This window comes from Kitasatospora sp. NPDC059160, from assembly GCF_042755465.1.
In the GTDB taxonomy this organism is placed as follows: domain Bacteria; phylum Actinomycetota; class Actinomycetes; order Streptomycetales; family Streptomycetaceae; genus Kitasatospora.
Genome location: NZ_JBHZCN010000064.1, coordinates 19,617 through 34,568 on the forward strand (window position 1 = coordinate 19,617; position 14,952 = coordinate 34,568).

At 74.9% G+C, this 14,952-nt stretch carries 13 protein-coding genes; 3 read left to right on the top strand and 10 right to left on the bottom strand.

Annotated features, from left to right (window positions below; translation table 11 throughout):
- Positions 1–21 precede the first annotated feature (21 nt).
- The 4 genes from ACFXOZ_RS25705 to ACFXOZ_RS25720 form a co-directional block, all read right to left on the bottom strand.
- Positions 22–1,404: an amidase family protein gene (locus ACFXOZ_RS25705; RefSeq protein WP_380592873.1), complete on the bottom strand. Its 1,383-nt coding sequence runs from the start codon at positions 1,402–1,404 to the stop codon at positions 22–24.
- 164 nt (positions 1,405–1,568) lie between these two features.
- Positions 1,569–2,738 (bottom strand): damage-control phosphatase ARMT1 family protein, encoded by a 1,170-nt coding sequence (locus ACFXOZ_RS25710; RefSeq protein WP_380592875.1) that lies wholly within the window; start codon positions 2,736–2,738, stop codon positions 1,569–1,571.
- 401 nt (positions 2,739–3,139) lie between these two features.
- Positions 3,140–3,700 (bottom strand): GNAT family N-acetyltransferase, encoded by a 561-nt coding sequence (locus tag ACFXOZ_RS25715; protein WP_380592877.1) that lies wholly within the window; start codon positions 3,698–3,700, stop codon positions 3,140–3,142.
- A gap of 16 nt (positions 3,701–3,716) precedes the next feature.
- Entirely contained in the window at positions 3,717–4,433 is a 717-nt protein-coding gene (locus ACFXOZ_RS25720) for a hypothetical protein (protein ID WP_380592879.1), read from the bottom strand.
- A 195-nt stretch (positions 4,434–4,628) separates the two neighbouring features.
- On the opposite strand from ACFXOZ_RS25720, the gene ACFXOZ_RS25725 reads away from it, so the two are divergent.
- Together ACFXOZ_RS25725 and ACFXOZ_RS25730 are read left to right on the top strand one after the other, a co-directional pair.
- Positions 4,629–5,684 (top strand): NAD(P)-dependent oxidoreductase, encoded by a 1,056-nt coding sequence (locus ACFXOZ_RS25725; RefSeq protein WP_380592881.1) that lies wholly within the window; start codon positions 4,629–4,631, stop codon positions 5,682–5,684.
- Between the two features lie 134 nt (positions 5,685–5,818).
- Entirely contained in the window at positions 5,819–7,012 is a 1,194-nt protein-coding gene (locus tag ACFXOZ_RS25730) for a barstar family protein (RefSeq protein ID WP_380592883.1), read from the top strand.
- Here ACFXOZ_RS25730 and ACFXOZ_RS25735 read toward each other — a convergent pair.
- The 6 genes from ACFXOZ_RS25735 to gcvPA form a co-directional block, all read right to left on the bottom strand.
- Positions 6,993–7,673, bottom strand: a complete 681-nt coding sequence (locus ACFXOZ_RS25735; protein ID WP_380592885.1) for a DUF4937 domain-containing protein — start codon at positions 7,671–7,673, stop codon at positions 6,993–6,995. The genes ACFXOZ_RS25730 and ACFXOZ_RS25735 overlap by 20 nt on opposite strands.
- A 122-nt stretch (positions 7,674–7,795) precedes the next feature.
- Positions 7,796–8,449: a GntR family transcriptional regulator gene (locus ACFXOZ_RS25740; protein WP_380527241.1), complete on the bottom strand. Its 654-nt coding sequence runs from the start codon at positions 8,447–8,449 to the stop codon at positions 7,796–7,798.
- Between the two features lie 76 nt (positions 8,450–8,525).
- Complete coding sequence (locus ACFXOZ_RS25745) at positions 8,526–9,272, bottom strand: SDR family NAD(P)-dependent oxidoreductase (protein ID WP_380592887.1); 747 nt, start codon at positions 9,270–9,272, stop codon at positions 8,526–8,528.
- A gap of 63 nt (positions 9,273–9,335) precedes the next feature.
- Positions 9,336–10,457, bottom strand: coding sequence for an ATP-NAD kinase family protein (locus ACFXOZ_RS25750; RefSeq protein WP_380592889.1), 1,122 nt, complete (start codon positions 10,455–10,457; stop codon positions 9,336–9,338).
- Complete coding sequence (gene gcvPB, locus ACFXOZ_RS25755; RefSeq protein ID WP_380592891.1) at positions 10,454–12,082, bottom strand: aminomethyl-transferring glycine dehydrogenase subunit GcvPB; 1,629 nt, start codon at positions 12,080–12,082, stop codon at positions 10,454–10,456. The genes ACFXOZ_RS25750 and gcvPB overlap by 4 nt, the downstream gene beginning before the upstream one ends.
- A gap of 14 nt (positions 12,083–12,096) precedes the next feature.
- Positions 12,097–13,455 (bottom strand): aminomethyl-transferring glycine dehydrogenase subunit GcvPA, encoded by a 1,359-nt coding sequence (gene gcvPA, locus ACFXOZ_RS25760; protein WP_380527235.1) that lies wholly within the window; start codon positions 13,453–13,455, stop codon positions 12,097–12,099.
- A gap of 96 nt (positions 13,456–13,551) precedes the next feature.
- Between gcvPA and ACFXOZ_RS25765 the strand changes: the two genes are divergently transcribed.
- Positions 13,552–14,946 carry an ABC transporter substrate-binding protein gene (locus tag ACFXOZ_RS25765; protein ID WP_380592893.1) on the top strand — a complete coding sequence of 465 codons (1,395 nt, stop codon included), beginning with the start codon at positions 13,552–13,554 and terminating at the stop codon, positions 14,944–14,946.
- Positions 14,947–14,952 lie beyond the last annotated feature (6 nt).

Genomic DNA, 14,952 nt, shown 5'->3' on the forward strand with positions numbered 1-14,952 from the left:
GTTCGGCTCAGCGCGCCGTGCTCACCGGCACCGGAGGACGGCGTCGACCCGGGCGGCCGTGGCGAGCAGCTCACGGTCGGCCAGCCGGGGCCCGATGAGCTGGACGCCGACCGGGGCGGAGCCGCTGACCGGGAGCGGGATCGTCACCGAGGGCAGGCCCGAGGTGGCCGCCGGGGAGGTGTTGCGGATCAGGGTCTGGAAGGTGGGCACGTCCCGGCCGTTGAGCGGGAGGCTGTCCTCGTACCGGCGCAGCGGCCGGGCGCACACCGGGACGGTCGGGCTCAGCAGCGCGTCCAGGCCGTGCGCGGTGAACAGCTCGGCGTAGGCCTCCTGGAGGGTGCTGCGGGTGGCGAGCGCACCGCGCAGACCGGCCTCTCCCGGGTACCCGGGAGAGCCGGGCAGGGCGGCGGCCCCGAGCAGCGCCGCCATGTCCGGGTCGCCGACCGCGGCGATCAGTTCGGCCGGGCCGAGCCCCGCGCCGTGCTCCGCCAGATAGCGGCCCAGGGCGGTGGCGAACTCGCCGAAGACCAGCGGGAATCCGATCCGGTCGTCGTACTCGACCAGGTGCGCCGTGTCCACCGGCACCCACTCGGTCCGCGCGGAGGTGAGGCGGTCGACGGCCTGCTCCCAGGCCGTACGGACCGGGTCCTCCAGGTCCTCGGTGAACACCTGCCTCGGCAGGCCGAGCCGCAGCGGGCGCACCGGGTCGGCGAGGGCGGGCGGGGCGGGCGGACTGGCGGGGGCTCCGGTGACCAGGGCGTCGAGCGTGGTGAGGCGCTCCAGGGTACGGGCCATCAGGCCGGGGGTGTCCCGGGTGGTGGACAGCGGGGTGACCCCCGCCGAGGAGTAGCGCCCGGCGCTGGGCCGCAGGCCGTAGACGCCGTTGAGCGCGGCCGGGATGGTGACCGACCCGCCGGTGTCGGTGCCGAGCCCGGCCTCCGCCACGCCCGCCGCCACCGCGACGGCCGTACCGCCGCTGCTGCCGCCCGCGAACAGGGCCGGGTCGGTGGCGTTGCCGACCGCGCCGAAGGTGTGGTTGCACGAGGTGGCGCCCAGGGAGAGCTCGTGCATGTTCGTCTTGCCCAGCACAATCGCCCCGGCCGACCGCAGCGCCGCCACCACGGGCGCGTCGGCGGCGGGCACAAAGCCGGTGAGCGCCGGGGTGCCCGCGGTGTTGGGCAGGCCGGCGACGTGGGTGTTGTCCTTGACGACCAGGGACCACGGAGCCGGGCCGCCGACCCGGGCGGCACGGCGTTCGTCGCTGCGGGCGGCCTGCGCGAGCGCCCCCTCGGCGTCGAGCGTGATGAAGGCGTTGAGGTGCCCGACGGCGGCGGCGCGCTCCAGCGCGGCCGACACCAGGTCATGGGCGCGGCCCCGGCCGGCGGTGGTGTGCTGCTCGGCCATGGGGGTCGGCTCCTTCGGTGCTGACGTACGGACGTACTGACGTACTGATGTGTTGGCGTACGGACGGGCTGACGTGCTGACGGGCTCGGGTGACGGTCGGTCACACCGTACCGGGGCGAAGACCCGGGCCCGGAACCGGTGCCGCGCCGGCGTGGGAGCCCCGGCTACCGGTGCGTGCGGACCTGGATGACGGCGTGGCGGCCGGTGGTGCGCCACGGGGCGCCGGTGGCGTCGAGCTGGGCGACGGTGGTGGGGGCGAGGCCGACGACCACGTCCGACTTCAAGGTGCGCAGGGCGGCGACGGGCGAGGGGAAGTGCTCGGCCGCCGTGCGGAACGGGGTGGTCGGCGGCCAGTCGCGGTCGCCCACCAGGCGGCGGTAGTTGAGGTCGCCCTTGAGGATCGTCAGCGCGGCGCCCGCGAGTTCGGACCGCAGGTCGTCCGGCAGGTCGTGGTACGGGAGCGGGGCGCAGAAGAACGGGTGGGTGCGGATCGTGAGCGCGCCGCTCTCCAACGCCCGCCACAGGCGGCGGCCGACGGCCCCGGCCGCCGGTGACGGCGCGGTGCGCAGGCGCTCGACCGCGGCGAGGGCGTCGGCCGTGGTCGCGTCCGAGACGAAGTACGGCTGCGGCTTCACGTGGAGGACGACCTCGGCGACCGGGCCGGTGCTCAGCAGGTGGTCGATCAGGACGAGGTCCGGCAGCAGTTCCCGGCCCGCGTTGTCCGCGATGACGCAGACCCGCCGGCCGCCGGCCCGCTGCAACTCGGCCCGCAGCAGCGCGCTGTCGTCGGCGAGCAGGTCGGCGTCGGCCGGGCCGCTGCCCGGCTCGGCGGTGAGCTGGAAACTGAGGTCGGCGCGGTTGCCCCACAGCGCGGACCGCAGCAGCGCGTCCGTCCGGCGCGGCTCCGGCAGGGCGTCGAGCCCGTCGAGCGCGGCCAGTTCCTCGTCGACGGCCGGTCCGGCCAGTTCGGCGTCCTTGAACGGGGCGAACGGGTCGACGCCCTGCCAGGCGCCGGGCCCGAAGTACCCGGTGGCGTCGAGCAGCCGGTGGTAGAACCAGCTCTCCGCCCACAGGAACGGCGCCTCGCCCCACGGCCTGCCCCACAGCCCCTCGCCCCACGCCAGCCAGCGGGCGGCGTCCGGGCCGTCCGCGGCCGGCGGCTCCAGGACGCCGCTGGTGCTCTCGGTGAGCAGCCGTTCCACGGCCGCCCGCTGGTCCGGGCCGTACGGCAGGGCGCCGAGGACCCGGCGGACCAGCTCGGGGTGGCGCTCGTGGAAGACGCCCCAGGCGAAGGAGCCGGGGGCGTCGCTGCGGATCACGGGGGCGTTCGGCACGGTGGGGCTCGGCTTTCTCGTCGTCGCCGCCGAGGGGCGGGGGTACGGGGGCGGGGGTACGGGGGCGGGGGTGCGGGGCCCGGCGGTCGGGGGTCGGGGGTCGGAGCCGAGGGTAGACGATCAAGGGCGCCGGAGGGGCCGGGGAGAAAAGTGTTATCCGTCGCGCCGACGCCGAGTCTCCTGGGCGTGGGAACGAACGCGCAAGGTCGCAGCAGAGGGTATGCGGCCGGTCTGCGGGGTTCGAAATGGGGCGCTCCGCACGGAGGCGTGAGTCTCCGGTCGCGTTCGTTCCCACGGCGCCGGGCCGGATCGTCCCGTCCGACCGGCGCCGCCCGGCGGTCCGCACGCATTCCCCCACGGCTGCGGGCCGCCGGGCCCTCGCCGGCCGCAGGGCCGGTCGGTCAGCTGCGGTGGAGCCGCCAGATCTGCTCCTCGCCGGTCTCGGCGGGGGCGATCGCCTTCGCCGGGCGGCGGGCGTGCTCGGTGAAGCCGAGGCGGGCCGGGACGGCGCCGCTGGCGAGGTTGGCCGGGTCGTGCACGATCTCGACGAAGTCCACGCCGGGGAGCCGGAAGGCCTGGTCGGCCAGCGCCCGGGCGGTACGGGTGGCGATGCCGCGGCCGGTGGCGGACGGGTGCAGCCAGTAGCCGATCTCCCGGCCGTGGTCGGCGGTGTCCGCGCGCCGGAAGAGCCCGCAGGCGCCGACGATCGCGCCGTCCAGCAGGATCGCGTAGGTGAAGTCCTGGCCGCTCTCCCACTTCCCCGGCCGCTCGGCCAGGAACTCGGCGGTCTTGGCCTCGCTGTGCTCCGCGACCCACGGCATCCAGGGCCGCAGGTGCTCCACCGACTCCTCGATGACCCGGAAGAGCTCGGGGAAGTCCGCCTCGCCGCGGAAACGGCGCAGCAGCACCTCGCCCAGGTCGATCTCCGGCTCGGCCGTCTCCGTCAGCTCCGTCAGCTCCATTCACGGATCATGGTCGTCACCCCGCCGCCGGCGCAACGGGATTTCGCCGCCCCCGCAGCAGGTGGACCAGCGCACCCACGCCGGCTGCGACACCGGCGATGAGCAGCAGGGACAGGTCGGCGAGGCCCACCATGGCGAAGTCGAACCGGGGGTTCTCGGCGGCTGCGGTGAACTCCGGGTCCACCAGGCCGTCCGGATCCTCGGTGACGCTCACCCGCTCGCCCGCCGCGTCGAACGACCCGCAGGACACGGACCGGCTGCGCGCCGGGGCGTCGTCGTAGCGCACGGTGCAGGAGTAGCTGGTGCCCTTGCCGTGGTGCACCGTGACGCCCGTGACGGTGCCCGGGTGCGCGGTGCCCCGCAGGGAGAGCACGGTGGCCTGGGTGGTGTTCAGGCTCATCAGCGGGACGGCGATCAGCGGGGCGAGCAGCAGCGCCAGCGCCGGGCCCCGCACCACCGCGGACTGCCCCAGGGACAGCACGGCGTAGACCAGGCCCGCCCCACCGGTCAGGGCCAGGGCCAGCGAGGGCAGGATGAACCACGGCCCGAACGCGCCGAGCGCCCCGCCGACGGGGAGCAGCGCGGCGGCGGCCGGGATCCACAACGCCGTCAGCACCGGCCGCCGGGGCCACGGCACGTCGTTCTTCCCGCGCGGAGTCCGGCGACCGCCGGCCCGGCCACCCCGCCGGTGCGAGTGGCCGGCGGCCGGCGCGGGCGTCTCGTGGTGCGTCATGGCGGCAGATCCTGCCAGGTCAGACAGCGGGCGGGCGGTGCCGGGGGAGAGCCCTTTACCGGGGCGGGCCGCATGTGGAGGTCGGTGGCGGGAGAGCTGTGGAACTCGGGGAGGCGCGGGGGTGTCAGTGGCACCTGGCACGATCGGGGGCGCCCGCACACTGCTGGCAGACAGGGGCGTGAGGGGGTGGTGGCCGTGGGGCCGAAGCGGCTGCTGGTGCTGGACGCGGCGCCGGGGGAGTTGCTCGACCGGGAGCTGGAGCGCCTGGTCGGGCACGGTCTGGCCGTCACGTTGAACCTGCGGCGGGTGGCGGATCCTGCGGGGGTCACGGCCCGGTGGGCGGGGCGGGTGGAGTTCACCGACGTCGACCTGTTCGACGAGGCGGCGCTGCGCGCCGAGCTGACGCGCGGTGGGCTGGGCTTCCACGCGCTCAAGTCCCGGGCGGGCGTGCCGCTGGGCTCCGCGCTCCTCGCGGCGGCGACGCAGACCGGGGTGGCGCACCGGCTGCGGGTGGTCGGACGGGCGGGGGCGGGCACGGACCACGTCGACCTGGCCGCCGCCGCCCGGTTCGGGGTCACGGTCACCCATACGCCCGGCTCGAACGCGAACGCCGTCGCCGAGTTCGCGCTGGCCCAGCTGCTCGCCCTGACCAGGAACCTGGTGCCGTACAACGAGGCCGCACAGCAGGGCCGTTGGACCTCGCCCGGCGCGCCCGCGGTCGGGCTGTCGGAGCTGACCCTGGGCATCGTCGGGCTGGGCCGGATCGGACGGGTCCTGGCCGAGCGGGCCACGGCGCTGGGCCTGAACGTCCAGGCCCTCACCCGGCACCCGGCCCTCGCCACCGTGCGGTCGGTAGCGGGCCTGGACGCCCTGCTCGCCACCAGCGACGTGGTCTCCCTGCACGTGCCGCTCACCCCGGACACCCGGGGGCTGATCGGCCGCGCCGAACTGGCCCGCATGCGGCCCGGTTCGATCCTGCTCAACACCGCCCGCGGCGGCATCGTCGACGAGCAGGCCCTCGCCGACGCCCTCCGCGACCCGGCCCACCCACTGGCGGCGGCCGCCGTGGACACCTTCGCCCACGAGCACGCCGCCTTCGCCTCACCGCTCTCCGGGCTGCCCAACGCCCTGCTCACCCCGCACGTCGCCGGGATGACCAGGAGCGCCATGACGGAGGCCGCACTGCGCTGCGCCGACCACGTCGCCGCGCTGCTCGCGGGCCGGCCGGAGGGTGTGCCGGTGGTGAGCTGAGCCATGGGGTCGTCGGGCCGGTTACGGCAGGACCGGCGAGGAGGGTTGTTCCGGGCGCGCGATATTCGGCGGGCGTCGGCGTCGGCGAGCCGTAGGGTTGGCGCGCCGAGACGGCCGGGTAGCGGGGGAGAAGCGTGCGGTCCGAGGAACACGCGGGGTGGGAGCGGGACTTCCCGGTCCGGTACCTCCTGGTGCGGGAGGACATCGACGGTGAGGGGGAGGGCGTGCTGTGGGGGCGGTGCGCGGAGGTCGAGGGCCTGTTCACGGACCCGCTGCCGCTGCCGCGAGAGGTCCTGACGCTGCGCGGCTGCCCGCGCGGGAGCCTGCTGGTCCAGGCCGTGGCGGCCGGCGCCGAACCGGTGCGGCTGCTGGGGGACGGAATGCTCTCGATCGAGCCTGAGGACCCCTCGAACGACGGGCCGGCCCGCTTCTGGGACCTGGAGGGCACGGCCGTCCTGGCCCAGTGGCCCACGCCGGGCGATCCCGGGTGCGTGGACATCGTCGTGGGCACTGGCGTCAGGGAGGACGACTTCTGGGGCGGCAGGCGGCTGCCTTCGAGTCCGCGGTTCGACCTGTGGTTCCCCTCGATCCGGGGGGACAGCCCGTCGGGCGGTTGCCGTTCCATCGACGGCCTGCTCACCCCGCGCCCGCGGCGACCCACCCGGCCCGTGCAGCTGATCGGCTGCGAACCCGCCGCACCGCTCCTGGCCCTGCTGCGCCGTCCCCTTCCGCAGCAGGGCGACCCGATCACGCTCCGGTGCATCGACCGCCACGGCCGGACGATGACCAGGCACCGCCTCGACCTGGATATTGTCGAGGCACGCCCGTCCGTTCTCGGCGGAGCCCTGATCGACGTCACCGTCACCGACCCCGGCGACGACCGCCCCACCCTGGCCGCCCGCGCGGTCCGGGAGGTCTGGTCCGACGGTGTTCCCACGCGGCCCGGCCAGTGGGCGCGGTTCGACGCCGAGGGCCGGTCCGCGTGGCTGGACCTCACCCACGGAGGCCCGTACGGGCCGGAGGGCCTCTCCGGCGGGACGTACCACCTGGACGGACAGCACGTCACCGACCGGGCCGGCTTGCTCCTGGCGCTCGGCGAAGCCCTGCTCGGCCCCGGCGCCAACTACGGCAGGGACCTGGACGCGATGACGGACTGCCTGGCCGGCGGGTTCTCCGTCGTGCCCCCGTTCACCCTCGTCTGGCACCACGCCGACATCGCCCGCGACGCCCTCGCCGGACACGTCCTGCACCATTGCGGCGGTCTGTCCTACTTCGAGCTGACCGTGAACCTCCTGCGCGAGTACGGCGTCACCGTCGAACTCCGGTGAGGGAGCCGACGGACGATCCCGCCCACCCGACGTGCCAGCTGGGTTCCAGCGGTACGACGTGGCCGGTCAGGGTGGCGACATCGACGGGGACGTCCGCGCGGGCGCGCAGGGCGGGGAAGGCGTGGGTGGTGTAGGCGGTGTGGGCCTCGGGGGAGGTCCAGAGGGTGGTGACCAGGTAGCGGTCGGCGGCGAGGCGGGTGACGGTGCCCGCGAGGAGGCCGCCGGCCGCGGCCATGCCGGGGGCCCAGACGTCGCGTTGGACGGCGAGGAAGTGCTCGGCGCGGCCCGGGTGGAGGCGGCAGTCGGCGGCGCGCAGCACGGTGGCGTGCCGGAGGGCGTCCGGGAGGGTGGGGGCCGTGCCGGGGAAGGCCTGGACGACGGGGCCGGCGGCGACCCGGATCGATTCCCAACTGCCCTGCTGGGCGGCCTCGGTGGCGATCGCGTCGTGGCGCTCGCGCAGGAAGCGGTCGTACCCGGCCCGGTCCGCCCAGAGGGCGTACAGCAGGGCCCGGCGGCCGGTGCCGTCCCAGCCGCCCAGTTGCCCGAGCAGCCCGGGCTGGTCCGCGATCGCCGACCAGCGGCGCTGTCCGGCGGCGAAGTCCGCGCGTGCGCCGGGCCGGACCCGGCAGTTGATCCACTTGCCCCACATGGGCGCCATCATGCTGCGCCGGGTGGGACGAGTGGCAATCGGCCGGAGGTCGCGGGCGGGCTCCGGCCAGGGGCGTAGGGCGTGGCGCCGGGCTGGTCGAGCGGGAGCTCTGCGGCGGGGGGTGGGGGGATGCCTCAGCGGGCGCCGACCGGGGGGAGGCGTTCGAGGATGCGGGCCATGCCGCTGGTCCAGTTGGCCTCCAGGGCGACGACGGCCTGGTCGAGGTCGCCGTCGAGGAGGCACTGGGCGATGCGCTCGTGCTCCTCGGCGGCGCGGCGGAGGATCTCGTCGTCGCCGACCACGACCCGCTCGTAGCGGTGCAGGGTCAGTTTCAGCGAGTCGATCATGTCGCGCAGCCGGGTGTTGGCGCAGCCGGAGAGCAACAGGGCGTGCCAGGCGTCGTCGTGGCGCTCTATGGTGCCGTGCGGGGCCTGGGGGGCGGAGAAGGCGCGGGCCTCGGCGAGGAGCCTGGGGGCGATCGCGGACAGGTGGGCCGGGTCGGAGGTGCGCAGGGCGAGCGACTCCAGGGCGATCACGATGGCCGTGAGGTCGAGGAACTCCTGCTTGCCGGTGGGTGCGAAGCGGAAGCCCTTGCCGCGCTCGCTGGTGATGATGCCCTCGCGCTCCAGGCTGATCAGCGCCTCGCGCAGGGGGGTCCTGCTGACGCCCAGTTCCTCGGCGAGCTGGACCTCGTTGATCGACTCGCCGGGGGTGAACCGGCCGCGGCCGAGCTGTTCCAGCAGTTCGTCCTTCACCTGCTCGCGCAGCGGACGCCGCTCGATCGCCATCGGGCTTCCCTTCCTCGTTCGTCCCGTAGAGTACCGGCCGCCGTCCGGCCCCCGCCGGGCCGGACGGCGTGGCCGGTCAGGCGGTTCCGGCGCCGTCCACGGCGATGACGGCGCCGCTGACGAAGGCGGCGGCGTCGCTGGCCAGGAAGGCGACGGTGCGGGCGATGTCCCCGGGCTGGCCGATCCGGCCGAGCGGGCGGTCGGCGGCGTCGGCGTAGAACGCGGCGGCGCTCTCGCCGAGCTGGCGGGCCTCCTCGGCGAGCATGCCGGTGTTGGTGTCGCCGGGGCAGACGCAGTTGACCCGGATGTTGTCCGGGCCGTGGTCGATGGCCATCGCCCGGGTCATGTTGACCACGGCGCCCTTGGAGGCGCAGTAGGAGACGGCCCGGCCGCCGCCCTTGATGCCCCAGCCGGAGCCGGTGTTGATGATGCTGCCGCCGCCGTTCGCGGCCATCAGCGGGACGACGAGTCCGCTGAGCAGCATGATCGAGCGGACGTTGACGGCCATCACCAGGTCCCAGTCCTCGTCCGTGATCTCGGTGACGGTGGACCGGCGGATGATGCCCGCGTTGTTGAACAGCACGTCCACGCCGCCGTGGTGGTCGACGGCGGTGCGGACGGCCCGCTCGCAGTCCGCGCGCCGGGAGACGTCGCAGCGGACGAAGGTGCCGCCGGTCTCCTTGGCCGCCCGCTCGCCGCGGTCGGCGTCGAGGTCGGCGAGGACGACGGCCGCGCCGAGTTCGGCGAGCAGGGCGGCGGTGGCCAGGCCGATGCCGGAGGCGGCGCCGGTGACGAGGGCGCGCTTGCCGTGCAGGTCGATCATGGGGAACTCCTTCGCGGGCGGGGGGAAAGGTGGACGGGTGGACGGGCGCCAGGCGGACGGGGTTCAGGCGGACAGGCGGTAGACGGCGCCGGAGCGGTGGCCGGTGATCACCCGGACGTGCCCGGCGAGGGCGTGGTCCAGCTCCGGTTCACCGGTGTCCAGCAGCAGCGGGCGGCCGGCCAGGGCCGCCAGTTTGGCCTCGGTGGCGAGGACCAGCAGCCGGTCCCGGCCGGCCGCGCGCAGCAGGTCGGGGGTGAGCTGCCGGTTGCCGCGGCCGAGCAGGAAGCCCTGGCCGCCGATGGGGGAGAGGGCGATCCAGGGGGCGCCGGGCAGGTCGCACAGCTGGTCGGCGCGGGCGTCCCGACGCAGGACGGCAGGCGGTGCGTCGGCGTGCAGGCGGAGCAGGTCGACGCCGGTGAGGCTGGTGTCGGGGGCGCCGAGGGCGGTGGCGACGGCGTGGGTGGTGGTGCCGGGGCCGAGCACCAGCAGGCCGCCGGGCCCGACCCGTTCGGCGACCTCGGCGGCGATCCCGCCGATCGTGGACGGGGCGGGGAGGCCGCTGCCGGTCTTGCGCTGCTGGACGCGGGCGGGCAGCACCGGGACGGTCAGCCGGCCGTACAGCCGGGTGCGGACCAGGCCCGCCCGCAGCGCCGCCTCATCCCGGTCCACCACCTCGGCGGCTTCCAGGCGGACGGCGCCGCGGGCCCAGGCGGTGACCACCTCGGCGGCGGCGTGCGGGTGGACGGCGAAGACGGCGGAGTGCATCTTCACCCCGGCCGGGATGCCGAGTACGGGCACCCCGTCGGCGTCCGGCCCGAGCGCGTCCAGGACGTCCCGGGCGGTGCCGTCGCCGCCGCAGAACAGCAGCAGCCCGGCGCCGGCCGCGACCAGGGCGCGGACGGCCGCCCGGGTGTCCGCGGCGGTGGTGGGCGCGGGACCGGGCCGGTGCACCACGCGGGCCGGCCGGCCGGTGACGGCGTCCTCGCCCATCGCTCCCGCGACGGTGAGCAGGCGGACGCCGGCGAGTTGGCGGACCGTCAGCTCCGCTCGGCGCAGCGCCTCCGGGCGGGCCCCGAGCGCCAGCGCGCGCCGCTGGACCTCGGGGCCGTCGCTGCCCTTGAGGCCGACCCGGCCGCCGAGTCCGGCGACCGGGTTGACCACCAGCCCGACCGGGGTTGCCGTCACGGCTGTTCGCCCCGCGGTTGCTCGCCCGGAGGCTGTTCGCCGAGGACCTTGCGGCGGTAGGCGCGCCAGCTGACCGACCAGACCGCCGGGTCGTCCAGCGGCTCGTGCCGGATCCGGTGCACGGTGGAGTGGTGTGGCGCGGTCCGGACCGTCTCCGGGTCCTCGTAGGCCTCCCGGGCGACCTCGGCCAGGATCGCCGCGTACTCGTCCAGGTCGGCGCGGGAGTAGGACTCGGTGGGCTCCAGGGTCATCGGCTCGGGGACGACGTACGGGTGGTGGCTGGTCCAGTAGTGGGTGCCGAAGTCGGCGGCGCGGTGGCCGAGGTCCTCGCTGTGCAGGCCGGTGTCCTCGTTGAGCCGCTGCCAGCTGTACCGGACCTGCTCGACCCGCGGCCGGCCCTCGGCGTACGGGACGGAGACGCCGCGGATCCGCTTCACCCGGTGCAGCAGGTAGTTGTTGTTGAGCACGGCGGTCTCGGCGACCGTGCGCAGGCCCTCGGCGCCGAGCGACATGATCCAGGCGTAGGCGCGCACCAGGTTGGGGACGACGCCGAGGTAGGGGCGGATCTTGCCGATCGACTCCGGCCGGTCGGTCTCCAGCCGGTAGCGCTCGCCGTCGAACTCCACGGTGGGGGAGGGCAGGTAGGGCGCCAGTTCGGCGGTGACCGCGCAGGCGCCGGCCGCCGGTCCGCCGCAGGCGTGCGGGGTGGAGAAGGTCTTGTGCAGGTTGAAGTGGCACAGGTCGAACCCGGCCTCGCGGGCGCGGGTGATGCCCAGGATGCCGTTGGCGTTGGCCTGGTCGTAGGCGCACAGGCCGCCGGCCGCGTGCACGATCCGGACGAACTCGGCGATCCGCGGGTTGTAGATGCCGGTGTCCTCGGGGTTGGTGATCAGCAGCGCGGCGGTGCGCGGGCCGACGGCGGCGCGCAGCGCCGCGATGTCGGGGTAGCCGTCGGCGTCCGGGTGCAGGGTGATCACCCGGTAGCCGGCGGTCTTGGCGCAGGCGGCGTTGGAGGGGTGGGAGAAGGCGGTGGTGATGATCTCGTCGCGCTGCTGCGCCTCGCCGCGGGCGGCGTGGTGGGCGCGGATCACCGAGACGTTGGTCCAGATCGCGGCGCTGCCGGCGCCCGGTTGCAGGCTGACCCGGTCCATGCCGGAGATCTCCTTGAGCAACTGCTCCAGGCGGTGGGCGAGTTCGAGGACGCCCTGGACGGTGGAGGCGTCCTGGGCGGGGTGCAGGGCGGCGATCCGGGGGTCGCGGACGAAGCCGTCGTTGACCTTGGGGCTGTACTTCATGGTGCAGGTGCCCTGGCCGACGTCCACGTTGAGGTCGGCGCCCAGGTTCTCCTGGGAGAGCCGCAGGTAGTGCCGGAGCACCTGCTGCTGGCCGAGTTCGGGCAGGGCGGCCGGGGTGGTGCGGCGCAGCGCGGCGGGCAGCCGGGCGGCCGGGTCGCCGACGGCGGCGGTGACGCCGGGTTCGGGCAGCGGGGGGAGCACGCCGCGTTCGCCGGGGGTGCCGAGCTCGAAGATCAGCTTCTCGTCCCAGCGGGCCTGGTGGAAGCGGCGCAGCGGGGGTTTGGCGGCGATCCGCGCTTCGGCGGCCGTGGCAGTCCGATGGTCGGTCACTTCACGATCTCCCGTCACTTCGTGATCTCCGCGAGCGCGTCGGCGAGGTGGTCGATGTCGGCCTGGGTGTGCAGCTCGGTGACGCAGTACCGGCCCTCGCGCGGTCCGGCCGGGGTGCCGCCGTGCAGGCCGCGGGCGAGCAGCGCGTCGGCGACGGCGGCGGCGCCGGGCCCGCCGGTGTAGCGCACGGTGAAGTCGGCGAAGTGCACCGCCTCCGGCTCGGCGAGCTCCACCCCGGGCACCCCGGCGAGGCGCTGCCGGGCGTAGGCGGTGTTGGCGAGGACGGTCTCCCCGAGCTCGCGCATGCCGTGCGGGCCCATCAGGGCGAGGTAGGCCCCGGCGGCGATGCCGTGCAGGGCGGCGGCGGTGCCGACCCACTCCTTGCCCTCCTCGCGCAGCGCGAAGGAGGTGCGCTCGTACGCGACGTCGCCGAAGCCGTACTCGCCGGGCACCTCGGTCGGGGCGAGGCCGAACAGCCGGCTCGGGTACTCGGCCACCAGGCGCTGGTCGTCGGCCGAGCCGATGAAGCCCGCGTTGCCGCCGCCGAAGCTCGGGTGGATGCCGAGCGGCTGGAGGTCGCCGCAGGTGAGGTCGGCGCCGAGGTCGGCGGGCGGGGCGAGTACGCCGAGGCTGATCGGGTTGGCCTGCACCACCGCCAACGCGCCTGCCGTGTGCGCGAGTTCGACGTACTCGGGGAGCCGGGGGTCGACCCGGCCGGAGAAGTCGGTCAGCTGCGCGAACACGGCGGCGCAGTCGCCGGTCGCGAGCGCGGCCCGGACGGCCTTCGGTTCGGCGGGCACCGGCTCGACCGGGTGCACGCCCCGGACGTAGTCGTGGATCCGGGACAGCAGGTCCGGGTCGATGTCGCCGACCAGCAGCAGCCGTCGCCGCCCGGTGGCCCGGCCGGCCATCCGCAGGGCCGTGGCGGCGGCCTGGAAGCCGTCGTACGTCGGCACGTTGACCACCTCGACGGCCAGCAGTTCGGCCATCAGGGACTGGTACTCCCAGAGCGCCTGGAAGCGCCCGTGGTCCTCGTAGGGCTCCCCGGCGTAGGCGGTGAGGAACTCGCTGCGGTTGACGATCTCGTCGACCACGGCGGGCACGTGGTGCCGGTAGCAGCCGGCCCCGAGGAAGGAACGGCCGGGCGGCACGGGGGTGTTGCGGGCGAGCAGCTCCTCCAGGTGGGCGACCAGCCGGGCCTCGGAGTCGAACGGTGCCGGCAGCCGCAGCGGGCGGCCGAGCCGGAGTTCGGCGGGGATGTCGGCGTAGAACTCCTCGACGTCCCGGGCGCCGATCTCCGCGAGCATCGCGGCGCGCACCTCGGGGGCGGAGTTGGGGACGTACGGGTGGGTCCGGGGAACGCGTGCGGTCATCCTGGTACCTTCCGCGATTTCAGTCACAGGCCTTGACGGCACTGTGCATGCTGAGTTCTGTATACAGCATTCGGCATTCATCAGTCGGGAGGCAAGATGTCCGCAGAAACCCGGCACAGAAAACCCCTCCAACTCGCCTGTGAGCAGCGGGAGTCCGGCCCCGCCCTGGGCCGCCGCCGGTTCCTCGGCGCCGGACTCGCGGGCGGCGCCCTGCTGGCGGCCGGAGCCACCGGCTGCGCCACCGGCGGGGCGGGCGGCCCGGATGCCCGGAAGCTCACCGGCGGCCCTGGTGCCACCGTCGGCGGGAAGGTCACCATCTGGTCCTGGGACGTCGCCGCCAAGGCCATGCAACGGCTCGGCAAGGCCTTCGAACAGGCCCACCCCGGCAGCACCGTCGAGGTGGTCGACATCGGCTACGACAACGCCTACGACAAGATCACGGTCGGGCTCGGCGCCGGCAGCGGACTGCCCGACGTCCTCACCGTCGAGGGCAGCCGGATCCCCAGCTACATCGGCAACTTCCCGAACGCCCTGGTCGACCTCAGTAGCCGGGCCGAAGGCCTCAAGTCCCAGTACGCCGAGGCCGCATGGCGCACCGTGACGGACGCCAAGGGCCGGGTCCTCGCGCTGCCCTGGGACAGCGGACCGTGCGCCCTCTTCTACCGCCGCGACCACTTCCACCAGGCCGGGATCGACCCCGCCACCCTCGCCACCTGGGACGACTACCTCACCGCCGGGACGACCCTCAAGAACGCCACGGGCAGGAAGCTGCTCATCCTGGACTCCAAACAGGACAGCCTGTTCGCCCAACTCCTCCAGCAGCAGGGCCAGTCCTGGTTCGTCGACGGCAAGGTCGCCGTCGCCACCCCCGCCGCCGAACGGGCGCTCACCCTGCTGAAGCAGCTGGTCGACCGCGACCTGGTCGACTTCGAGAACGGCTGGGACGGCCTGGTCTCCGGCACCCACGACGGCAAGGCCGCCACCACCCCCACCGCCGCCTGGTGGGACGGCACCCTCACCGCCGACATGGCCGACCTGTCCGGCAAGTTCGGCGTCGTCCCGCTGCCCGCCTTCACCGCCGGCGGCCCCCGCACCTCCAACAGCGGCGGATCCACCCTGTGCATCCCCGCGCAGAGCGGGAACCCCGAGACGGCCTGGGCGTTCCTCTCCTTCCTGCTCGCCGACAAGGCCAACCAGGCCTCGATGATGCAGCACGAGGGCCTCTTCCCGGCCTTCCTCCCCGCCCTGGACGACCCGTACTTCCAGCAGCCCTCCCCCTACTACGGCGGCCAGCCCGCCATGAAGCTGTTCGCCGACCTGGCCCGCACCATCCCCACCGTCGAGCGCACCGCCGACGACTCCAAGGCCGGCGACATCGTCACCACCGCCGTCAACCAGGTGCTGCACAACGGCGCCGACCCGGGCACCGTGCTGCGCTCCGCCGCCCGCCAGATCGCCACCGCGACCGGCCGCGCCACGGTCACCCCGTAGGCGGGC

What these genes read in the sequence shown, in the direction of transcription:
- ACFXOZ_RS25720 (WP_380592879.1), bottom strand. Translation starts at nt 4,433, where the DNA reads ATGACGCACCACGAGACGCCCGCGCCGGCCGCCGGCCACTCGCACCGG.
- ACFXOZ_RS25715 (WP_380592877.1), bottom strand. Translation starts at nt 3,700, where the DNA reads ATGGAGCTGACGGAGCTGACGGAGACGGCCGAGCCGGAGATCGACCTG.
- ACFXOZ_RS25765 (WP_380592893.1), top strand. Translation starts at nt 13,552, where the DNA reads ATGTCCGCAGAAACCCGGCACAGAAAACCCCTCCAACTCGCCTGTGAG.
- gcvPA (WP_380527235.1), bottom strand. Translation starts at nt 13,455, where the DNA reads ATGACCGCACGCGTTCCCCGGACCCACCCGTACGTCCCCAACTCCGCC.
- ACFXOZ_RS25705 (WP_380592873.1), bottom strand. Translation starts at nt 1,404, where the DNA reads ATGGCCGAGCAGCACACCACCGCCGGCCGGGGCCGCGCCCATGACCTG.
- ACFXOZ_RS25745 (WP_380592887.1), bottom strand. Translation starts at nt 9,272, where the DNA reads ATGATCGACCTGCACGGCAAGCGCGCCCTCGTCACCGGCGCCGCCTCC.
- ACFXOZ_RS25740 (WP_380527241.1), bottom strand. Translation starts at nt 8,449, where the DNA reads ATGGCGATCGAGCGGCGTCCGCTGCGCGAGCAGGTGAAGGACGAACTG.
- ACFXOZ_RS25735 (WP_380592885.1), bottom strand. Translation starts at nt 7,673, where the DNA reads ATGATGGCGCCCATGTGGGGCAAGTGGATCAACTGCCGGGTCCGGCCC.